The organism is Sphingopyxis sp. P8, from assembly GCF_020622175.1.
Classification (GTDB): domain Bacteria; phylum Pseudomonadota; class Alphaproteobacteria; order Sphingomonadales; family Sphingomonadaceae; genus Sphingopyxis; species Sphingopyxis jiangsuensis.
Map to the genome: position 1 here is coordinate 732098 of NZ_JACNMK010000002.1, position 20374 is coordinate 752471.

The window sequence follows — 20374 nt, forward strand, 5'->3', positions numbered from 1 at the left end:
AATGCGAGGGGCCGGCTAAGCCCCTCCCCTTCAGGGGAGGGGTTGGGGTGGGGGCTGTCGAGGTTGCGCAAGGCCGATGGCCCCCACCCGCTGCGACTAAAGCCGGCAAGCTGGCAAGTCTCGCTGCCCTCCCCTGAAGGAGAGGGGTTTAGCTAGTCTACTCCGCCGCCTTCTTTGCCTTGTCGGCCTTCGCCTTGCCCTTTGCGCCCTTGGGCGGGGTGGGGGTGATTTCGAAGGCCAACGGATTGCCGACCTTGGCGTCCTCGCCGGTCTTCATCTTCACCTTGACCTCGCCGCCGTGGACGAGCTTGCCGAACAATAGTTCCTCGGCGAGCGGCTGCTTGATCTTTTCCTGGATCAACCGGCCCATCGGGCGCGCGCCATAGAGCTTGTCATAGCCCTTGGCGGTCAGCCATTCGCGCGCGGCGTCGTCGAGCTGGATATGGACATTGCGGTCGGCGAGCTGGAGTTCGAGCTCGAGGATGAACTTGTCGACGACGCGCGCGACCACCTCGGGCGGCAGATAGCCGAAGGGCACGATCGCATCGAGGCGGTTGCGGAATTCGGGGGTGAACATTTTCTTCACCGCCTCTTCCTGCGCGTCCTCGCGCGTCGCATTGCCAAAGCCGATCGACTCGCGCGCCATGTCGCTCGCGCCCGCATTGGTCGTCATGATCAGGATGACGTTGCGGAAATCGACCGTCTTGCCGTGGTGGTCGGTCAGCCGGCCATTATCCATCACCTGCAGCAGGATGTTGAACAGGTCGGGATGGGCCTTTTCGATTTCGTCGAGCAGCAGCACGCAATGCGGATTCTGGTCGATCGCATCGGTCAGGAGCCCGCCCTGGTCATAGCCGACATAGCCCGGAGGCGCGCCGATCAGGCGGCTCACCGAATGGCGCTCCATATATTCGCTCATGTCGAAGCGCTGGAGCGGGATGCCCATGATCGACGCGAGCTGCTTTGCGACCTCGGTCTTGCCGACGCCGGTCGGGCCGCTGAACAGATAATTGCCGATCGGCTTTTCGGGATCGCGCAACCCCGCGCGGCTGAGCTTGATCGCCGACGACAGCACCTCGATCGCGGTGTTCTGGCCGAACACGACGCGCTTGAGGTCGGTTTCGAGCGTTTCGAGGACCTTCTTGTCGTCGCTCGACACCGATTTCGGCGGGATGCGCGCCATCGTCGCGATCACCGCTTCGATCTCCTTTGCGGTGATCGTCTTGCGGCGCTTCGACGGGGGGACGAGCATCTGCATCGCGCCGACCTCGTCGATCACGTCGATCGCCTTGTCGGGGAGCTTGCGGTCGTTGATGTAGCGCGACGACAGCTCGACCGCTGCGACGATCGCGTCGGCGGTGTATTTCACATTGTGATGGCTCTCGAACGCGTCGCGGAGGCCCGCGAGGATTTTCTTCGTATCCTCGATGCTCGGCTCGATCACGTCGATCTTCTGGAACCGGCGCAGCAATGCGCGGTCCTTTTCGAAATGGTTGCGGAACTCCTTGTACGTCGTCGACCCGATGCAGCGGATGACGCCGCCCGAAAGCGCGGGCTTGAGCAGGTTCGACGCGTCCATTGCGCCGCCGCTCGTCGCGCCCGCGCCGATGACGGTGTGGATCTCGTCGATGAACAGGATCGCGTGCGGCATGCCTTCGAGTTCGGAGACGACCTGCTTCAGCCGCTCCTCGAAATCGCCGCGATAGCGCGTACCGGCGAGCAGCGCGCCCATGTCGAGCGAATAGATGACCGCTTCCAGCAGCACCTCGGGAACGTCGCCCTCGACGATCTTGCGCGCAAGTCCCTCGGCGATCGCCGTTTTCCCGACGCCGGGGTCGCCGACGTATAGCGGGTTGTTCTTGCTGCGGCGGCAAAGGATCTGGATCGTCCGGTCGACCTCGGCGCTGCGCCCGATCAGCGGGTCGACCTTGCCGCCCTTCGCCTTTTCATTGAGGTTGACGGTGAACTGGTCGAGCGCGGTTTCCTTCTTGTTCTTGGCTGCGTCCTTGTCCTTCGTCTCTTCCTTCTCTTCGGGCTCGGCGGTGGGCGAGGGCTTGCCGCCCTTGCCGACGCCGTGGCTGAGGTAGGAAACGGCATCGAGCCGCGTCAGGTCCTGCTGCTGCAGGAAATAGACGGCGTAGCTTTCGCGCTCCGAAAACAGCGCGACGAGCACGTTCGCGCCCGTCACCTCGTCCTTGCCCGACGACTGGACGTGCAGGATCGCGCGCTGGACGACGCGCTGGAATCCGCTGGTGGGCGAAGGGTCGCTGTGCCCCTCGACCTTCAGACTGTCGAGTTCGGTGTCGAGATAATGGATCACCGCCGCCTGCAGGTCGTCGAGCGCGACGCCGCATGCGCGCATCACCTCTGCGGCATGGTCGTCGTCGACCAGCGCCGAGAGCAGATGTTCGAGCGTCGCATATTCATGATGGCGCTCGGACGCGGCCTTCAGCGCATTGTGCAAAGTCTTTTCGAGGGATTCCGAAAAGGACGGCATGGGTCATTCTCCTTGCAGGGACCATGCCGGGGAGAGGCGGCCCCCTCTAGACCACAAGGTGGCGACACCGCCGCCCCACCGCAAGGGAAAAGCGGTCGGCTGTGTGAAATTACGATGACAGCATTGCGCTATGGTTAACGTCGCGTTGAGATTTTGGGGTGGGTATCTGCCGCAAATTCCTCCCTGTGGCGCAGCCATGGGGAGGGGGACCGCTCGCGAAGCGAGGGGTGGAGGGGCCGCGACGCCAGCGCCATTAGCCCCTCCGTCAGCCCTTCGGGCTGCCACCTCCCCATGCCTGCGGCACAGGGAGGATCGAATGTCCTCAACCGGTCGTTTCCCGCCTTTCGTCATCCCGGACCTGATCCGGGATCCATGACTTCGGCGCTGCTATGGACCCCGGGTCAAGCCCCGGGGTGACGACGAACCGAGATTACGCCTTTAGGTCGTTTCCGGACCGTCCCTCTTTTCCGTTCGTGTCGCGCGAAGTCGAGACACCCATCGACCTTGCTCCACGCCGAGGGGCATTTCGATTTCGCGCGATGCGAACGGAAATGGGACGGCGTTCTAACCCTTCCGAAACAGCGCTTCGGCGATCGCCTTGTGACTGGTCGCAGCCGCCTTGTGCGCCTTGACGCGGGCGATCTCGCTCTCGAGCACCGCGACGCGCTCATCCAGCTCCTCGACCGACAGCGGGTCAAGCGATTGCCTGGTCAGCGCGGCGAGCACGTCGTCGCGGCGGCGGGGAAGATCGTCGTCGTCCATCGCAAAAGCTCCCTGATTGCGCGCAACTGTTGACCCGCGCCGTGCGGCTGTCAATAAGGCGGCGCGAGTGGGATTTCGCGAACATATGGGGGACCTAGCTTGACCAGCCTGCCCGAACGCATGACCGCGGTCGCGATAAGCGCGCCCGGCGGACCCGAGGTGCTTGTGGCCGAAGAGCGGCCGGTGCCGCAGCCCGGTCCGGGCGAGCTTCTGATCCGTGTCGCGGCGGCGGGGGTGAATCGTCCCGACGTTCTGCAACGCATGGGCTTTTATCCGCCGCCGCCGGGGGCGTCGGACCTGCCGGGGCTGGAAGTCGCGGGCGTGGTTGCCGCGGTCGGGCCGGGCGGCGATCCCGAATGGCTCGGCCAGTCGGTGTGCGCGCTCGTCGCGGGCGGCGGCTATGCCGAATATTGCCTCGCGCCGGTCGGAAGCTGCTTGCCCGTTCCCAAAGGCTTTTCGATGGCCGAGGCGGCGGCATTGCCCGAGACGGTGTTCACCGTGTGGCACAATCTGTTCGAGCGCGGCTGGGTCAAGGATGGCGAGACTGCGCTCGTCCACGGCGGGACGAGCGGCATCGGCACGACCGCGATCGGGCTGTGCAGGCTGTTCGACGTGCGCGTGATCGTGACCTGCGGCAGCGCCGAAAAATGCGACGCCGCGCGCGCGCTCGGCGCCGACCTTGCGATCGATTATTCGTCCGAGGATTTCGTCGAGGCGGTCAAGGCGTTCACCGGCGGCGCGGGCGTCGACGTCGTGCTCGACATGGTCGGCGGCGATTATCTGCCGCGCAACCTCGAATGCCTTGCCGACGACGGGCGCCATGTGTCGATCGCCTTCCAGCGCGGCGCGAAGGCAGAGGTCGACATCACGCAGCTGATGCGCCGCCGCCTGACGCTCACCGGATCGACGCTCCGCGCGCGCAGCGCCGATTTCAAGGCCGCGCTCGCCGATGAGATTCACGGAACGCTGTGGCCGCGACTGTCGGCTGGCGAGTGGAAGCCCGCGATGGACCAAAGCTTCGCGCTCGCCGACGCCAGCGCCGCCCACGCGCGGATGCAGGCGGGCGCGCATGTCGGAAAGATCGTGCTGACGGTGGGGTGAGGGGATTCGGACGGTCGTTCATCCAACGGTCCCCAAAAACCCGGCCCGCAATCCCCGCTCTTGCTCCATTTGCCAATCCGGCATATAGCCGCCCCCAATGTCCGGCCGCCCCGCGAGGGGCGGCCCTTATTATTTCCGCTTGGAGTTTGTGTCATGGCTGCCGCCAATCCTACCCCGCTGATGCCGCACGCGACCGCCGCCTGGCTGGTCGACAATACCGGCCTCACCTTTGCCCAGATCGCCGAATATTGCGGCATCCACATTCTGGAAGTGCAGGCGATCGCCGACGAGACCGCCGCGACCAAATATACCGGCCGCGATCCGGTGCGCGCGCACGAGCTGTCGATGGAAGAAATCGAAAAGGGTCAGAAGGACCCCGATTACAAGCTCAAGATGAGCGTCCAGTCGCAGGATACGATCCGCCGCACGCGCGGGCCGCGCTACACGCCGGTCAGCAAGCGGCAGGACAAGCCCGACGGCATCGCGTGGATTCTCAAGAACCATCCCGAAGTGTCCGACGGCGCGATCGGCAAGCTGATCGGCACGACGCGCAACACGATCAACGCGATCCGCGAGCGCAGCCACTGGAACAGCGCGAACATCGTTCCCAAGGATCCCGTAACGCTCGGCCTCTGCTCGCAGCGCGAGCTCGACGCGCTTGTTGCCAAGGCGGCGAAGAAGGCGGGAATCAAGGCGCCCGAGGACAGCCGTTTCGAGGGCGACCGCGAGGCGCTCCTCGAAGAACTGCGTGCCGAACGCGCGGCGGCAGCCGAAGCGCATGCCGCCGAGGAAGCCGAAACCAACGGCGAAGCCTGACGCGTGCCGGATCGCGGCAACGAGGACGACATCCCGGCGGCCAGCGGCTCGCCCGACGCCTCGCTGACGCAGGACGACAGCTTTACCGCGACGAGCCGTGCGGGCCTGACCTACCCGTGGGGCGAAGCCGCGCCCGGCGCGGGCGAGACGATCCGCATCGCCGACGGCGTCAGCTGGGCGCGCATCCCGATGCCGGGCTCGCTCGGCCATATCAACAGCTGGCTGCTCGACGACCATGACGGCGTCGCCGTCGTCGACACCGGCATCTGCATGACGCTCTGTTCGGACGCGTGGAAGGCGCTTTACGCGGGCGCGCTCAAAGGCAAACGGATCACGCGCGTCATCGGTACGCACCTCCACCCCGACCATATCGGCCTCGCGGGCTGGATCGCGAAGAAGCAGGACGTCAAGCTGTGGATGACGCGCGGCGAGATGCTCACCGCGCGGATGATCGTCGCCGACGCGAGCGAGACGGTGCCTGAGGAGGTGCTCGAAAAATCGCGCGCCGCGGGCTGGGACGAGGAGGCGATCGAGGCGCAGCGCGCGCGCGGCTGGAACATGTTCCAGCGGATGATCTTCGCGCTGCCGCGTTCCTATGTGCGGATCAAGGACGGCGACCAGCTCGACATGGGCGCGCACCGGTGGCGGGTCGTCACCGGGTCGGGGCACAGCCCCGAACATGCGTGCCTGTGGAACGAGCGCGAGGGCGTGCTGATCTCGGGCGACCAGGTGCTCCCGCGCATCAGTTCGAACGTGTCGGTCAATCACACCGAGCCGGATGCGGACCCGCTTGGCGAATGGCTCGCGTCGATCGACAAGCTGATTGCGACCATACCGTCCGACGTGATCGTCTGCCCCGCGCATGGCGAGCCGTTCCGCGGGCTGCACGTCCGTTTGACCGCATTGCGCGACGAGCACCGGATGCGGCTCTACAATCTGGCCGAGGCGATCGCCCGGCAGCCGATGCGCGCGGTCGATACCTTTCCCCTGCTCTTCAACCGCCCGATAGGCAGCCATAATCAGGGGCTCGCGACGGGCGAGGCGCTCGCGCATCTGAAGCGGCTCGAGGTCGAAGGGCGGGTGCGCTGCGACGATCGCGACGGCGTCTGGTGGTATCACGGCGTCGCGTGATGCGGTTCATTCGCCGCGGTGCATGATCCAGCTGAAGGCGAGCGCGTTGAAGATCGTGTAAAGCCCATAGAGCAGCAGGCCGGTGAACCAGTTGCGCGTCGCGATCGCCAGCGCCCCGACGAGCAGCAGGAACTCGAACACATAGGTGGCGTGCGGCCCGACGCGGTCGGCGAGCGGCTTCACCATCTGCTGGACCAGCGGGTCGTCGCTTTCCATGAATGCGCGGTGCATCGCGAAATTGCCGACACCGGCGCAGAATATGGCGATCATCGCGATTAGCATAGGTTTGCACATGGGATAGGCGGGGTGGAATTGCCAGCCCCGTTGTGCCTATATGCGCGGCGCCGCAATGGCTTGCCGATGAAACGAACGCTGAACCGACCTCCCCCACGAAAGGCAAAGCGATGAAAGTCTCTCCCCGTCTCGCCGCGCTTGGACTCGCCCTGTTTGCAAGCCCCGCGCAGGCGCAGCTTGCCGATCCGGTGCGCGCGATGATCGAGGCGGCGATTGCGACAGGCGATGCCGACAAGGTCGACACCGTTGCAGCGATTGCGCGGACGACCAATCCCGATCATGTCGCCGAGATCGACGCCCTGCTGGCCGGTTTCTCCGCGAACGAAATCGTGCCGGTCGAGCCCGCGCCTCCGCCGCCCAAGCCGACGCGCGTCCTTCTCGATGCGGCGATCGCCAGCGGCAAGGACCGCGACGTCGAAACGGTCGGCAAGCTGGCCAAGGCGGCGAGCCCGGAAGACGCGGCCGAGATCGACCAATTGCTCGCCGACTATCGCGCGCGCCGCGAGCGCGAAAAGGCGGCGGCGGCAGCGGCGGCACGCACGAAACTCGCCAACGCGAAATTCTGGCAGAACTGGAAGGGCGAGGGCCAGATTGGCGCAATGTTCAGCAGCGGCAACACCGACGCCGCCGGGATCAATCTGGGGGTCGCGCTCAAGCGGCAGGGTCTCAACTGGGACCAGCGCTTTCTCGCACGCACCGACTATCAACGCACCAACGGCCGCAAATCGACCGAACGCTATCTTGTCGAATATGAACCGCAGGTCCGGCTCGGCGAACGCGCTTTCGTCTTCGGGCTCGGGCGTTGGGAACGCGATTTCAAGCTCGGCTTCACCGCACGCTGGAACACGTCGGCAGGGCTCGGCTACAAATTGTTCGACGACAAGGTTCTGTCGCTCAGCGTCAAGGCCGGCCCGGCATGGCGCGAGACCGTCTATCGGCCGGGACGCGGGCAGGACGAGAGCGAGCTCACCGGTCTTGGCGGGCTCGATTTCGGCTGGCAAATGTCCCCGACGGTCAAGCTGACGCAAGTCGCCTCGACGACTGTCAGCGAGCGCAACGTGACCGCCGCGTCGCAAACCGCGCTCAATGCCAAGATCAACGGCGCGCTGTCGGCACGCATGACCTATGCGGCCGAGGTCGACAGCAACCCGCCGCCGGGGGTCGAAAAGCTCGATACCCAGACGCGCTTCACCCTCGTGTACGGCTTCTAGTCGAAAATTTCGGCGCCGCCGATTTCGCGCCCTTCGACGAGCAGCCCCGCGCCGGGGACATGATTGAACTCGATGCGGATGCCGTCGGGGTCCTCGAACAGGATCGAATAATAGCCCGGCGCCCATGGCTCCTCCTGCGGTGCATGGACAAGGGCGATGTCGGTGCGCGGCTTCAGGAAAGCGTGGAGCCGGTCGATGGCGTCGCGGTCGCGCATCCGGAAGCAGACATGGTGCAGCCCGGGCGCGCCCTGGTCGAAGCGCTTCCCGGCATTGTCGGGGCTGCCGGTGCGGATACCGATCGCCGTGCGCCCGCCGACGCCATAGAGCATCGCGTCGCTGTCGAGGACGATCTTGAGGTCGAGATAGACGATCAGTTCGCGCCAGAAGGCCGTCGACCGCGCAAAATCGCCCGCCGTAAGGATGACATGCGCGACGCCGTTGAGGTCGCCGGTCATTTCATCGCGGCGCCGCGAATCAGCTCGCGGCGGTTCAAGCGGTCGAACTGGCGGAAATCCATGCGGTGTCCCCTGCTGTGCTTATGTTGCAGAGAGTGTTCTTCACTTTTCGCGTCGAGGCAAGAACGCACCGGCGAGACCCCGGCCTTCGCCGGTGACGGAAATAAAAGCGGTGATACATAAAGTAGATCGTCACCCCGGCGCAGGCCGGGGTCTCGCCGTATCGGCATGCCACCTTCACCCAAGGATAGTATCGAACAGATCGTTCCAGTCGGGGTTTTGCTCGTCGACCAGGCGTCGCTTCCAATCGCGATGCCATTCCTTCAATGCCCTTTCGCGCGCGATCGCATCGGGCATCGTTGCGTGGAACTCGACATGGACGAGCTTGCGGATGTTGTAGCGTCGGCAATGCACCGATCCTTCACCGGCGCGATGGTGCATCATGCGCGCGGCAATGTCGCTTGTGACGCCGATATAGAAGAGTTGGTTGCCGCGATTTGTGAGGATGTAGGTGCAGGGCTGGCGCATCACCGCATCCTACCCCGCATCGTCATCCCGGCGAAGGCCGGGATCTCGCCGTTTCGGAGGTTTCAGGTCGAGAGGGCGAGACCCCGGCCTTCGCCGGGGTGACGGGGAAGGGAAGGTGAGACCGCACCCTTGGATGCGGCGGAGCAGGCGGGACAGGCGTACGTTCGGCAACATGAATGTTCTCCTGCGTCAAAGAGAACACCCCTTTAGAAACCGATTCTACGGTTCTCAAAATGACAACATTGTAAGGGCGCGCCTTACAAAGTCGGCCTCACGCCCCCTCCAGCAACCCCTCCTCCTTGATCCGCTTCTGCCACAACGCCGGGGCGTTCACGTGGACATTCTGGCCTTCGCTGTCGACCGCAACGGTGACAGGGAAGTCCTTGACCTCGAACTCGTAGATCGCTTCCATCCCCAGATCGGCGAAACCGACGACCTTGCTGCCCTTGATCGCGCGCGCCACCAGATACGCCGCGCCGCCGACCGCCATCAGATAGGCGCTCTTGTGCTTCGCGATCGCCTGCGTCGCGGCGGGGCCGCGCTCGGCCTTGCCGACGCAGGCGAGCAGGCCCTGGCCCAGCATCATGCCCATGAACTTGTCCATGCGCGTTGCGGTCGTGGGGCCTGCGGGGCCGACGATTTCCTCGCCGACCGGATCGACCGGGCCGACATAATAGATGACGCGGCCCTTGAATTCGACGGGCAGTTCCTCGCCCTTCGCCAGCATGTCGGCGATGCGCTTGTGCGCGGCGTCGCGGCCCGTAAGCATCTTGCCATTCAAGAGGATGCGGTCGCCCTGTTTCCAGCTCGCGACCACTTCGGGTGTCAGCGTGTCGAGGTCGACGCGCTTCGCCGCGCTGTCGGGCGCCCAGTCGATCTGCGGATAATCGGCCAGCACGGGCGGCTCGAGATAGGCCGGGCCCGACCCGTCGAGCGTCACATGCGCGTGGCGCGTCGCGGCGCAATTCGGGATCATCGCCACCGGCTTCGACGCCGCGTGCGTCGGCCAGTCGGCGATCTTGACGTCGAGCACGGTCGAAAGGCCGCCGAGGCCCTGCGCGCCGATTCCGAGCGCATTGACCTTTTCATACAGCTCGATGCGCAATTCCTCAGTCGGGTTCGACGGCCCGCGCGCGAGCAGTTCGGTCATGTCGATCGGGTCCATCAGCGATTGCTTGGCGAGCAGCATCGCCTTTTCGGCGGTGCCGCCGATGCCGATGCCGAGCATCCCCGGCGGGCACCATCCGGCGCCCATCTGCGGCACCATTTCGAGCACCCAGTCGACGATGGAGTCGCTGGGGTTCATCATCTTGAACTTCGACTTGTTCTCGCTGCCGCCGCCCTTCGCCGCGACGTCGATATGCACCTTGTCGCCCGGCACCATCTCGACGTTGAGCACCGACGGCGTGTTGTCCTTTGTGTTCACGCGGCTGAACGCCGGGTCGGCGAGGATCGAGGCGCGCAGCTTGTTTTCGGGGTGGAGATAGGCGCGGCGCACGCCCTCGTCGACGACCTGTTGCAGGCCGCGGGACGAGTCGAGGCGGCAGTCCATCCCCCATTTGATGAAGACGGTGACGATGCCCGTGTCCTGGCAGATCGGGCGATGCCCCTCCGCGCACATGCGGCTGTTCGACAATATCTGCGCCATCGCGTCCTTCGCCGCGGGCGATACCTCGCGTTCATAGGCGGCGCCGAGCGCGCGGATATAATCCATCGGGTGGAAATAGCTGATGTACTGGAGCGCGTCGGCGATCGTTTCGATCAGATCGTCTTCGCGGATGATGACGCTATTCATGGGATGCAGCCTTTCGCCCTGTGCCGGGATTCGGCGCCTCCCTAGACCCGCAGCGCGCAGCCGAAAAGGGGTTTAGCCCCAGTCGGCGAGCGGCCGCCGGGTTCGCAGCGCCTTCCAGCAGCCCGCGGTGGCGAGCGCGAGCAACAATATCCACCCCGCGCCGATCGACGGGACGAGCGCCCAGGCAAAGGCGGCGGGGGTGATGAGCGCCATGACCGTCGGTATCGCGGCGAGCACCGCGAGCGTCCCGGCGAGCGCCCACCAGCGGCCGAGCTGCATCGCCGCCCCGCCAATGACGACGTTGGTTGCCGCCAGAGCCAGGAATTTCACGGTGACGGGAAGAGAGAGGCTCGCCATCGCGGGCGAATAGTCGCCGAGCGTGAAGGCCGCCTGGATGTCGAACAGCAGCCAGTTTTCATAGGCGTCGGACAGGGCGGCGAGCAGCGGCAGCACCGCCGCAGCGAGTAGCACTCGCCGGCGCAACTCGCGCCACAGCGCGATGCAGCCGCTTGCCAGAAAGGCGCCATAGAGCAGCATGTAGAGATAATCCCGCTCGTTCCCGCTGCGCATCGCGGCGAGCCGCGTCACCTGTTGCGGGTCGCCGTCGGGGCCGAAGATTGCGATCAGATCGTCCTGGCCCCCTGCGAATTCGAACGCGAGGACCGGCGCGCCATAGCCCGGCGCCATCGCGAAGCCCGTTTGGGGGAAGATCGCGGTCAGCCATGTGCCGAACAATGCCGTGGCTATCCCGAAAACCAGCGTCGCCTGCCACCAGCGCGTCGGTGCGGGCGGGCGATGGTGCTGCGTTTCGAACCAGGTGGAAAGGCGCGATCCCGACCCGGCCGTCATGATCGGATTATTGGCAATCCGAACATTTGCCGCGCACCTCGATCACGGGGCGCTCGGCGGAAAAGCCCGTGGCTTCGGCAGCGGCGCGGACGCCGTCCGACAGCTTGTCGTCGTCGACATGGACCGCGGTTCCGCAAGTGTCGCAGATCAGGAAGATGCAATCGTGCAGGCAGCCGGGATGGCTGTTCGCGACGAAGGCATTGGCGCTTTCGACGCGGCGGACAAGGTTGTTCGCGACGAACAGGTCGAGGATGCGATAGACGCTGTTCGGCGCAACGCGCTTGCCCCGGTTTTTCGATACGATGTCGGCGATTTCATAGGCGCTCGCCGGCTTGCCGATGGCCGCCACGGCGTCGAAAATCTGCGCGCGCATGTCGGTCCACGCCTCGCCCGCGCTTTCGAGCGCGGCCTGCGCCGCCTTGGCGAGCGACGCGCCGCTCGCTTCGACATGCGGATGATCATGCTTGCCCATTGCTTTTCCTATGCGCGTCGCTGCACGCCAAAATATCCCCTGCGGGAACAATGTAAGCGCTTCGGGGTCATGCCGCAAGCTGCGGCCATAGGCGGGGTCAGTGACGCGCGCGGCGATTGAGGTCGTGGCCGAGCGCCACCACCGCGACGCCGATCATCGTGGCCAGAATTTCGCTGCCGTCATGCGGCCGCGACAGCGCGCCGCCCATCACGCCAAGCCCGAAGCAACCGACTGCAAAGGGCATCATATAGCCGTGGCTCAACACCCCCGCGAGCAATGTGACCAGTGCGAAACCGATCGCGATGACGAGGCCGATCTCGTGGAACAGATGGTTTTCGAGGACGACGCTGACCGACGCAATCGATGCGAAAAGCACGGTGCTGGCCAGGCAATGGATCAGGCACAGTCCCGACAAGCCCATCGCGAGCTGGTCGCCCGACAGCGACGTCAGCGGCCGCGAATCGCGCATAGCACGCCACAGCGCGCCGAAGCGCGTCTGGACAAGGCCATGGCTGGCGACTTGGGTCACCCGAATCTCCGTTACTGCGATTGCAGCAACGGATATGGCATATCATGACAAAGGTTACAACGTCTCATCGGGCCGGGCGCTGAATTTTCGCCGATCAACCGCCCGCTTCCGCGCGCAGCGCCTTGCGGTCGAGTTTGCCGATCATCGTTTTGGGGAGTTCGGCGCGGATTTCGACCGCACTCACCCGTTCGTGCTTTCCGAGTTTGGGGTTGAGCCATGCGGCAAGCGCTTCCCCCGAAACGTCGAACCCTTCCTCCAGCGTCACGAACGCCTTCGGACTCTCGCCGCGATAGGCGTCGGGGACGCCCAGTACGATCGCCTCCTTGACCGCCGGATGCTCATAGAGATGCGCCTCGATCACGCTCGGATAGACTTTGAATCCGCCGACCGCGATCATGTCCTTCAGCCGGTCGACGATGCGGATATAGCCTTCGTCGTCGATCGTCGCGACATCGCCGGTGCGCAGCCAGCCGTCGGCGGTGAAGCTGTCCTTGTCGGCATCGGGCCGGTTCCAATAGCCCTGCATGACCTGCGGCCCCTTGACCGCGAGTTCGCCCGGCTCGCCCGCCGGCGCATCGCGCGACGGATCTTCCTTGTCGAGCAGGCGGATACGCGTCGCGGGGATCGGCTGGCCGATCGTTCCCGGCTTGACGGGGCCGTCATAGGGGTTCGTCGATACCACCCCCGCGCTTTCGGTAAGGCCGTAGCCCTCGACGAGCGAGGCGCCCGTCGCCGCGACGAATTTCTCGCGCAGTTCGGCGGGCATCGGCGCGCCGCCCGAAATGCAGACGCGCAGCGACGAGAAATCGGTCTTGGCCAGGTCGGGATGATCGAGCAGCGCCTGATACATCGTCGGCACGCCGGGAAGCGCGGTCGTGCGCGTGCGCGTGATCGCGGCGAGCGCCGCCTTGGCGTCGAAGCGCGGGAGCATCGTGATCGACCCGCCGTTGAGCACCGTGCGGTTGAGCACGCAGGTGTTCGCAAAGACGTGGAAAAAGGGCAGCACGCCTAGGATACGGTCGTCGGCGTCGTGATCGGGGTCGATGACATTCACCTGTCGCGCATTGGCGGTCAGATTCTGGTGCGTCAGCATCGCGCCCTTCGGCGTCCCCGTCGTGCCGCCGGTATATTGGATGAGGGCGATGTCCTTCTCGGCATCGATGGCGACCGGTTCGGGCCGTGCGTCATTGTCGGTGAGCGCCGAAAAGCGGATGACGCGCGGGTCGTCGGGGATCGCCGCGACCTCCTTGCGGCGGAACAGGCGATAGAGGACCGAGTTTGCCGCGGGCAGCCCGCCGGCGACCGACCCGACGACGAGCTGGCGCAGGCTCGATCCGTCGAGCACTTCGAGCGCCGTCGGAAGCAGCGCCGACGCGCTGATCGTGAACAGCGTGTCGGTCCCCGAATCCTCGACCTGCGCCTCGAGCTCGGCGACGGTATAGAGCGGCGAGAAATTGACGACCGTCGCGCCTGCGGCGAGCGCGCCATAATAGGCGGCGACATAGTGCGGGACGTTGGGAAGAAACAGCCCGACGCGGTTTCCCTTGCCGATCCCGCGCTGCTGCAGCCCGCGCGCAACGCGCGCCACCCCTTCGGCAACCTCGTCATAGCTGAACTGGCGGCCAAGGAAGTCGAGCATCGGGGCAGGGCCACGCCGCGCGACGCTGTCGGCGAGCATGGCAGGCAGCGTCATCGGCGCAAAGACCTGGCTCCATTTCGCGGGGTGACGATATTGGGCGGACCAGTCGTGTTCGATCGTCGTGGCGGCCATTCGCCCTCTCCATAGCGTTACTGACATTTATATAAGCAGCATTGAAACGCCACCGCAATCTTGCGGCGCCATCGAGCGACGGCTACGCCCTTGTCTCGACGGCCAACCGGGGGTGAATATCATGCGAAGAGAGTCCCTTGCACGTGCGATCGGATTGTTCGCCGTTGTCGTGTGGGTTTCTCCGGCGTTGGCAAAGGACAGAAAAGCGCCCCCGCCGCCCGCGCAGGTGCAGCAGATTTTCGATTGCCGGGCCATTTCGGACGATGCGGGTCGCCTGGCGTGCTTCGACGCGCAGGTCGCATCTTTCGAGGATGCGGTCGGGAAGCAGGACGTCCGGATTTTCGACCGCGCGGCTGCGGACAAGGCGCGGCGCAGCCTGTTCGGCTTCACGCTGCGCGATTTGCCCTTCTTTGGCGACGACGACGACGGGAAGGAAGGCGTTCAACGGATTGAATCGACGATCAAATGGGCGCGCCGTGAAGGCTATAATCAGGTTCGCTTCGCGATCGAAGAGGGGGCGGTGTGGGTGCAGGCCGACCAGACCGACTTGCCGCGCGACCCGCGGCCGGGAGACAGAATCGTGATCTATCCCGGCGCGATCAGCAGCTATTGGGCCGAAATCGGATCGTTGAAACGCATCCGCGTTCGCCGCGAGCGTTGAGCCCGTCGGGGAAGCGCGCCATGGATTTCACCGCCTGATGTCGCAACCGAGGGTCGCGCCGGTGGGCGTGTCGACGCCGCCTTTTGTATTGCTCGACGACGCCCGCGCCGAGGGCGCGGTCGCGGCGCGGCTTTTCGCCGAGCCGGTCGATGTCGTCGCCGCCCATGATGCGCGGGAGATTCCGGCGCTGCTCGACACGCTCGAAGCAGCGCGGCGGCGCGGCCTCTATTGCGCCGGCTATCTTTCCTATGATGCGGGGCAGGGGCTGGCGCCCGCATGGCGGGGCGCCATCGAGGCGCGCGAAGACGCGGGGGCGCCGCTCGCCTGGTTCGGGCTGTTCGCGTCGGTCGAGCGGATCGACGCCGACGCGGTCGAAAATCTGCTTCCCGATCCGGCAGGCGCATGGGTCGGCCCGGTCGTGCCGCGCGTTTCGCGCGGGGATTTCGAAGCATCGATTGCGCGGGTGCTCGACTATATCGAAGCCGGCGACATCTATCAGGCCAATCTGACCTTTCGCGCCGACGTTCTTTTTCAGGGCAATCCGCTGGGCGTTTACGCCCGGCTTCGCCGCACGGCCCGCGCGGGCTATGGCGGCTTTATCTGGACCGGCGATCGGGCGATCGCCTCGCTGTCTCCCGAACTCTTCTTCTCGCTGCGCGGGAAGGACGTGATGGCGCGGCCGATGAAGGGCACGGCCGGACGCCGGGATGATCGCGAAGCCGACCGGCGCGCCGCCGCCGAACTGGCGCGCGACCCCAAACAGCGCGCCGAAAACCTGATGATCGTCGACCTCATCCGTAATGACCTGTCGCGCGTCGCTGCCGCCGGATCGGTCAAGGTGCCCGATCTGTTTCGCGTCGAAAGCTTTCCGACGATCCACCAGCTTGTTTCGGACGTGACGGCCGAATTGCCCGAGGGCGCCGGCGCCGTCGACGTGCTGCGCGCCGCCTTTCCCTGCGGCTCGATCACCGGCGCGCCCAAGGTCCGCGCGATGGAAATCATCGACAGCCTCGAAAGCGATGCGCGCGGTATCTATACCGGCTCGATCGGGTTCATCGAGCCGAACGGCGACGCGGCGTTCAACGTCGCGATCCGCACGCTCGTCTTTTGCAGCCAGCATGGTGCGGACCGGGGGTTGCAGGACGGGCCAATGTGCGCCACGCTGGGATTGGGTTCGGGAATTGTCGCCGACAGCCGCGCTGCCGAGGAGTGGCGTGAATGTCTGGCCAAGGGGGAATTTGTGGGCGCAGCGGGGGAAAGCTTCGACCTCATAGAAACGATGCAATTTGATCCGGTCGACGGAATCCAGCGGCTCGACGGGCATATCGCCCGGATGAAGGCGAGCGCCGATGCTTTCGGTTTCCGGTTCGATCGTCATGGTGCGCGCAACAGCCTGCAGTCGGCGACGTTCCGGATGCGAAACGCCGCGCGCGTGCGGATGCGGCTTGCGCCGTCGGGCGCGCTTGCGGTCGAAGTTTCGCCGCTGCCGCGCCTTGCCGAACTGCCGGTGCCCGTTGCGGTGCGGCCGGCCCCGATGCCTGCAGGCGACTTCCGTCTCGGCCACAAGACCAGCCTGCGCGCGCCATATGAGGCGGCGCGACGCGAAAGCGGTGCTATCGAGGTGCTGTTCGTCGACGAACCCGGTTTCGTGACCGAAGGCAGTTGGAGCAATATCTTCGTCGAGCGCGACGGGCTGTTGCTGACGCCGCCTGCATCGCTCGGCTTGCTCCCCGGCGTGTTGCGCGCCGAGCTCATTGAAAAGGGGCGCGCGGTCGAATCGCACCTGCGGCTCGCCGACCTTGGCAATGGATTTTTCATCGGTAATTCGCTGCGCGGCCTGATCCCGGCGCGGCTCGCCGACACCGCCGCGAGCCAATCGCTGCCGCATAGGTAAATTTGGCCGTTCGCCTTGCGATTTGCAGGCAGAGGCTTTAGGCGCGGCCCCGCGCGATTCCCGTGTCGCGCTTTCCCGCCTCGCGACCAGCAAGGAAGACCCGTCGATGCCGCTCAAGCCGCATATCTCCGCCGCCCTCAACCGCATCCAGCCCTCGGCAACGCTCGCGATGACCGCGCGCGTCGCGAAGCTGAAAGGCGAAGGGGTCGACGTGATCGGCCTGTCGGCGGGCGAGCCCGATTTCGACACGCCCGATTTCGTCAAGGAAGCGGCGATCGAGGCGATCCGCGCGGGGCAGACCAAATATACGCTCGTCGATGGCACGGTCGCGCTCAAGGAGGCGATCCGCGGCAAGTTCCGCCGCGACAACGGGCTCGAGTTCGGCCTCGACCAGATCACGGTCAATGTCGGGGGCAAGCACACGCTGTTCAATGCGCTCGTCGCGACGGTGGACAAGGGCGACGAGGTCATCATCCCGGCGCCCTATTGGGTGAGCTATCCCGACATCGTCGCCTTTGCCGGCGGCACCCCGGTCATCGTCGCGGCCGGCGCGGCGCAGGGATATAAGCTCACGCCCGAACAGCTTGACGCGGCGATCACGCCCAAGACGCGCTGGATCATCTTCAACTCGCCGTCGAACCCCTCGGGCGCGGCCTATTCACCCGAAGAGCTCGACGCGCTTGGCGAGGTCGTGCGCCGTCACGAGCATGTGATGGTGATGTGCGACGATATGTACGAGCATGTCTGGTACGCCGACTTCGCCTTTTCGACGCTCGCACAGCGTTGCCCCGACCTTGTCGACCGCATCCTGACGGTGAACGGCTGTTCGAAAGCCTATGCGATGACCGGCTGGCGCATCGGTTATGCGGGCGGCCCTGCCTGGCTGATCAAGGCGATGGGCAAGCTCCAGTCGCAGTCGACGTCGAACCCCTGCTCGGTCGCGCAGGCCGCCGCCACTGCGGCGCTCGGCGGTCCGCAGCAGTTCCTCGACGACCGCAACGCAGCCTTCCGCAAGCGCCGCGACATGGTCGTCGCCATGCTCAACGACGCGCCGGGGCTCGATTGCCCGGTGCCCGACGGCGCCTTTTACGTCTATCCCGACGCGAGCGGCTGCATCGGCAAGAAGACCCCGGCGGGGCATGTGATCGACAGCGACGAGGCGTTGATCGACTATTTCCTCGACGCGGCGCGCGTCGCGGCGGTCCACGGCGGAGCCTTTGGCCTGTCGCCGGCCTTCCGCGTCTCCTATGCGACGTCGGAGGCGGCGCTCAAGGAGGCGTGCGTGCGCATCCAGCAGGCGTGCGCGGCACTCAGCTGAGTTCAGCTTTGCGACGGCCAAATAATTCTGTACCGATTGGTCTTGAACTGTCGGGCGCACGCGCCTATCTGCGCCACCTGAACGGCGGTTAAGCGGCCGGTTCACCACATGGTAAGTCCTGTCGGTTAAGGGTGACCCCGATCACTGCACGGCGGCACGGGGCGCGCCACGATGTCGGTGTAACCAAAGCGGCAACGTCCGCGAACAAGATGACATGATACGAGGCACCGATGATTACTCTCCTTCGCTCCGACTGGTTCCAGACGATGCTCGCGGGATTCGCGATCGGCACGCTGTACATGGTGTTCCAGCAGCCGGCGTTCGCGCTGCCGTTCTGATGCCGCTGCGGCGGTCCTTGTCGGCGCTGATGGCGGGGCTGCTCCTCGCCCAATGCGCGCCCGCACAGGCCGAAAGCATCGTCAGGCTTCCCGCCGCCAAAATCGACCCCGCCGTCAATGCAAAGCGCGCCACCGCGATTCTCGCCGGAGGTTGCTTCTGGGGCGTCGAGGGCGTCTTCAGCCATGTGAAGGGCGTCATCTCGGTCGAATCGGGCTATCATGGCGGCAGCGCCGCGACCGCCAAATATGAACTGACGCACGACGGCACCTCGGGCCATGCAGAGGCGGTGCGGATCGTCTATGACCCCTCGCAGGTCAGCTATGGCACGCTCTTGCGCGTGCTCTTTTCGGTGATCGCCGATCCGACGCTCAAGAACCGCCAGGGCCCCGATGTCGGCCCGCAATATCGTGCGGCGATCGTGCCGGTCGACGCGACCCAGCGTCGGGTTGCGACCGCCTATCTCGCGCAGATCCGGTCGGGGCGCTTTTTCGACAAGCCGGTGGTCGTACCCATCGAAAGCTACAAGCGCTTCTATCGGGCGGAGGCCTATCACCAGGATTTCATGCGCCGCAATCCGCGCCACGGCTATATCGTCCGCTGGGATGCGCCCAAGCTCGCGGCACTCAGGAAACTATACCCCCAACTAACAAACCCAACCCCCGCACCCTGAGTTTGGGGGCGGCGCCGCCGCTTATCGCGCGACAGGAATCATTCATCGCAATTCGCTGGCGAGGCAGCCATGCTTGCGAGACGAGTGGCCCGGATGCAAGGGCCGGAGGTATGGTCGCAGTCGCGGGGATTGAATGAGATTTGAAGTATCGGGCAAGCCGCTGCTTGCCGCTACAATGAGTGCCGCAGTGCTCGCTGGCTGCGTGAGCAGCGCAGCGATCGTTCCGCCCCCGCGCCAGCAATCGACGACAACCACTGCGCCCGCCGGGTCGGCCACCGTCCCGATCGCGGGCCCCGTTCGAGCCGCTGTGCCGGTCGCCAAGGGTCCGATCGATCCGGGGTTTCGCCGCGCGCCGGCAGGATTGGAAGAGCGCCTGTTCAGCCTCTGGCGTGGCTTTCCGGGCAAGACCGGCATCGCGGTTCAGCGTATCGACGGCGAATGGGCGCTTGCCCAGCGCGGCGACGAGCTGTTCCCGCAGCAAAGCGTGTCGAAGCTTTGGGTGGCAATGACCGCGCTCGACGCCGTGGACCAGGGACGCGTCCGGCTCGATCAGTCGGTGCGGATCGGGCCCGAAGACCTGACGCTTTTCTATCAGCCGCTCGCCAGTACCGTACGCGCGCAGGGATCGGTGACGATGACCGTGCGCGAGCTGATCGAAACCGCCATCACGCGCAGCGACAATACCGCGAACGACAGCCTGCTGCGTACCGTCGGCGGTCCGGAGGCGGTGCGGCGCTTTATCGCGAAAAAGGATCTGGGGGCGATTCGCTTCGGTCCGGGCGAGCGCCTTCTGCAGTCGGGTACGGCAGGGCTGAACTGGCAGCAGGCCTATTCGGTCGGGCGTGCATTCGAACAGGCGCGCGCTACGCTGCCCGATGCTACGCGCAAGGCCGCGATGGACGCCTATCTGGCCGATCCGGTCGATGGCGCCAGCCCGGCGGCGATTGCGAGCGCGCTTACGCGCCTCGCGCGCGGCAATCTTCTGTCGCCCGAATCGACAGAATATCTGCTCGACGTCATGAGCCGCACGCGGAGCGGTCCGCAACGGCTCAAGGCCGGACTTCCGGCAGGCTGGAAGTTCGGCCACAAGACCGGAACGGGACAGAATTACAAGGGCATGACTGCCGGCTATAACGACATAGGGATCGCCACGGCGCCCGACGGGACACGCTATGCCATCGTCGTCATGCTCGGTACCACGACCTCGCCGATACCGGAGCGCATGGCACTGATGCAGGCGGTGTCGGGCGCGGTGGCCGAATTCCACGGGCGATAACCACT

At 65.4% G+C, this 20374-nt stretch carries 19 protein-coding genes; 9 read left to right on the forward strand and 10 right to left on the reverse strand.

From position 1 onward, the window contains the following. Window positions 1–157: 157 nt before the first annotated feature. Both clpA and H7692_RS11970 read right to left on the reverse strand, forming a co-directional pair. Window positions 158–2497 (reverse strand): ATP-dependent Clp protease ATP-binding subunit ClpA, encoded by a 2340-nt coding sequence (gene clpA, locus H7692_RS11965; protein WP_201928072.1) that lies wholly within the window; start codon window positions 2495–2497, stop codon window positions 158–160. A 564-nt stretch (window positions 2498–3061) separates the two neighbouring features. Continuing rightward, window positions 3062–3259, reverse strand: coding sequence for a DUF1192 domain-containing protein (locus H7692_RS11970; protein WP_201928071.1), 198 nt, complete (start codon window positions 3257–3259; stop codon window positions 3062–3064). 99 nt (window positions 3260–3358) lie between these two features. Here H7692_RS11970 and H7692_RS11975 point away from each other — a divergent pair, with 99 nt between their 5' ends. From H7692_RS11975 to H7692_RS11985, 3 genes are all read left to right on the forward strand, one after another. After that, window positions 3359–4360, forward strand: a complete 1002-nt coding sequence (locus H7692_RS11975) for an NAD(P)H-quinone oxidoreductase (protein WP_227340220.1) — start codon at window positions 3359–3361, stop codon at window positions 4358–4360. Between the two features lie 153 nt (window positions 4361–4513). Next, window positions 4514–5176, forward strand: a complete 663-nt coding sequence (locus tag H7692_RS11980; protein ID WP_227340221.1) for a cell cycle transcriptional regulator TrcR — start codon at window positions 4514–4516, stop codon at window positions 5174–5176. A gap of 3 nt (window positions 5177–5179) precedes the next feature. Then, window positions 5180–6307 (forward strand): MBL fold metallo-hydrolase, encoded by a 1128-nt coding sequence (locus H7692_RS11985; RefSeq protein ID WP_201928069.1) that lies wholly within the window; start codon window positions 5180–5182, stop codon window positions 6305–6307. A 6-nt stretch (window positions 6308–6313) separates the two neighbouring features. Here H7692_RS11985 and H7692_RS11990 read toward each other — a convergent pair whose 3' ends face one another. Next, window positions 6314–6589: a hypothetical protein gene (locus H7692_RS11990; RefSeq protein ID WP_201928068.1), complete on the reverse strand. Its 276-nt coding sequence runs from the start codon at window positions 6587–6589 to the stop codon at window positions 6314–6316. A 122-nt stretch (window positions 6590–6711) separates the two neighbouring features. Here H7692_RS11990 and H7692_RS11995 point away from each other — a divergent pair, with 122 nt between their 5' ends. After that, entirely contained in the window at window positions 6712–7812 is a 1101-nt protein-coding gene (locus H7692_RS11995) for a YdiY family protein (RefSeq protein WP_227340222.1), read from the forward strand. On the opposite strand, the gene H7692_RS12000 is transcribed toward H7692_RS11995, so the two are convergent. The 7 genes from H7692_RS12000 to H7692_RS12030 all read right to left on the reverse strand — a co-directional run bounded on the left by H7692_RS12000 (window position 7809) and on the right by H7692_RS12030 (window position 14211). Further along, complete coding sequence (locus tag H7692_RS12000) at window positions 7809–8267, reverse strand: VOC family protein (RefSeq protein ID WP_201928067.1); 459 nt, start codon at window positions 8265–8267, stop codon at window positions 7809–7811. The genes H7692_RS11995 and H7692_RS12000 overlap by 4 nt on opposite strands. 237 nt (window positions 8268–8504) lie before the next feature. After that, window positions 8505–8795, reverse strand: coding sequence for a GIY-YIG nuclease family protein (locus tag H7692_RS12005; RefSeq protein WP_222136982.1), 291 nt, complete (start codon window positions 8793–8795; stop codon window positions 8505–8507). A gap of 271 nt (window positions 8796–9066) precedes the next feature. Then, the gene (locus tag H7692_RS12010) at window positions 9067–10590 is read right to left on the reverse strand and encodes a fumarate hydratase (RefSeq protein WP_227340223.1); all 1524 of its coding nucleotides are present in this window, start codon (window positions 10588–10590) and stop codon (window positions 9067–9069) included. A gap of 72 nt (window positions 10591–10662) precedes the next feature. Beyond that, window positions 10663–11439 carry a hypothetical protein gene (locus tag H7692_RS12015; protein ID WP_227340224.1) on the reverse strand — a complete coding sequence of 259 codons (777 nt, stop codon included), beginning with the start codon at window positions 11437–11439 and terminating at the stop codon, window positions 10663–10665. Window positions 11440–11446: 7 nt separating this feature from the next. Continuing rightward, entirely contained in the window at window positions 11447–11911 is a 465-nt protein-coding gene (locus H7692_RS12020) for a Fur family transcriptional regulator (RefSeq protein ID WP_201928064.1), read from the reverse strand. Window positions 11912–12008: 97 nt separating this feature from the next. Beyond that, window positions 12009–12440 (reverse strand): MerC domain-containing protein, encoded by a 432-nt coding sequence (locus H7692_RS12025; RefSeq protein ID WP_227340225.1) that lies wholly within the window; start codon window positions 12438–12440, stop codon window positions 12009–12011. A gap of 94 nt (window positions 12441–12534) precedes the next feature. Continuing rightward, the gene (locus tag H7692_RS12030; RefSeq protein ID WP_227340226.1) at window positions 12535–14211 is read right to left on the reverse strand and encodes a long-chain-fatty-acid--CoA ligase; all 1677 of its coding nucleotides are present in this window, start codon (window positions 14209–14211) and stop codon (window positions 12535–12537) included. 121 nt (window positions 14212–14332) lie between these two features. On the opposite strand from H7692_RS12030, the gene H7692_RS12035 reads away from it, so the two are divergent. From H7692_RS12035 to bla, 5 genes are all read left to right on the forward strand, one after another. After that, complete coding sequence (locus tag H7692_RS12035; protein WP_227340227.1) at window positions 14333–14872, forward strand: hypothetical protein; 540 nt, start codon at window positions 14333–14335, stop codon at window positions 14870–14872. A 37-nt stretch (window positions 14873–14909) separates the two neighbouring features. Beyond that, the gene (pabB, locus tag H7692_RS12040) at window positions 14910–16766 is read left to right on the forward strand and encodes an aminodeoxychorismate synthase component I (RefSeq protein WP_227340228.1); all 1857 of its coding nucleotides are present in this window, start codon (window positions 14910–14912) and stop codon (window positions 16764–16766) included. A 106-nt stretch (window positions 16767–16872) separates the two neighbouring features. Beyond that, window positions 16873–18084, forward strand: a complete 1212-nt coding sequence (locus H7692_RS12045) for a pyridoxal phosphate-dependent aminotransferase (RefSeq protein WP_227340229.1) — start codon at window positions 16873–16875, stop codon at window positions 18082–18084. 337 nt (window positions 18085–18421) lie between these two features. Further along, window positions 18422–19093, forward strand: coding sequence for a peptide-methionine (S)-S-oxide reductase MsrA (msrA, locus tag H7692_RS12050; RefSeq protein ID WP_201928059.1), 672 nt, complete (start codon window positions 18422–18424; stop codon window positions 19091–19093). A gap of 133 nt (window positions 19094–19226) precedes the next feature. Beyond that, on the forward strand, window positions 19227–20369 hold the full coding sequence (bla, locus tag H7692_RS12055; protein ID WP_227340230.1) for a class A beta-lactamase: 1143 nt from the start codon (window positions 19227–19229) through the stop codon (window positions 20367–20369). Window positions 20370–20374: the final 5 nt, after the last annotated feature.

What these genes read in the sequence shown, in the direction of transcription:
- clpA (WP_201928072.1), bottom strand. Translation starts at nt 2,497, where the DNA reads ATGCCGTCCTTTTCGGAATCCCTCGAAAAGACTTTGCACAATGCGCTG.
- H7692_RS11970 (WP_201928071.1), bottom strand. Translation starts at nt 3,259, where the DNA reads ATGGACGACGACGATCTTCCCCGCCGCCGCGACGACGTGCTCGCCGCG.
- H7692_RS11980 (WP_227340221.1), top strand. Translation starts at nt 4,514, where the DNA reads ATGGCTGCCGCCAATCCTACCCCGCTGATGCCGCACGCGACCGCCGCC.
- H7692_RS11990 (WP_201928068.1), bottom strand. Translation starts at nt 6,589, where the DNA reads ATGCTAATCGCGATGATCGCCATATTCTGCGCCGGTGTCGGCAATTTC.
- H7692_RS11995 (WP_227340222.1), top strand. Translation starts at nt 6,712, where the DNA reads ATGAAAGTCTCTCCCCGTCTCGCCGCGCTTGGACTCGCCCTGTTTGCA.
- H7692_RS12000 (WP_201928067.1), bottom strand. Translation starts at nt 8,267, where the DNA reads ATGACCGGCGACCTCAACGGCGTCGCGCATGTCATCCTTACGGCGGGC.
- H7692_RS12005 (WP_222136982.1), bottom strand. Translation starts at nt 8,795, where the DNA reads ATGCGCCAGCCCTGCACCTACATCCTCACAAATCGCGGCAACCAACTC.
- H7692_RS12010 (WP_227340223.1), bottom strand. Translation starts at nt 10,590, where the DNA reads ATGAATAGCGTCATCATCCGCGAAGACGATCTGATCGAAACGATCGCC.
- H7692_RS12015 (WP_227340224.1), bottom strand. Translation starts at nt 11,439, where the DNA reads ATGACGGCCGGGTCGGGATCGCGCCTTTCCACCTGGTTCGAAACGCAG.
- H7692_RS12020 (WP_201928064.1), bottom strand. Translation starts at nt 11,911, where the DNA reads ATGGGCAAGCATGATCATCCGCATGTCGAAGCGAGCGGCGCGTCGCTC.
- H7692_RS12030 (WP_227340226.1), bottom strand. Translation starts at nt 14,211, where the DNA reads ATGGCCGCCACGACGATCGAACACGACTGGTCCGCCCAATATCGTCAC.
- H7692_RS12035 (WP_227340227.1), top strand. Translation starts at nt 14,333, where the DNA reads ATGCGAAGAGAGTCCCTTGCACGTGCGATCGGATTGTTCGCCGTTGTC.
- pabB (WP_227340228.1), top strand. Translation starts at nt 14,910, where the DNA reads ATGTCGCAACCGAGGGTCGCGCCGGTGGGCGTGTCGACGCCGCCTTTT.
- H7692_RS12045 (WP_227340229.1), top strand. Translation starts at nt 16,873, where the DNA reads ATGCCGCTCAAGCCGCATATCTCCGCCGCCCTCAACCGCATCCAGCCC.
- msrA (WP_201928059.1), top strand. Translation starts at nt 18,422, where the DNA reads ATGCCGCTGCGGCGGTCCTTGTCGGCGCTGATGGCGGGGCTGCTCCTC.
- bla (WP_227340230.1), top strand. Translation starts at nt 19,227, where the DNA reads ATGAGATTTGAAGTATCGGGCAAGCCGCTGCTTGCCGCTACAATGAGT.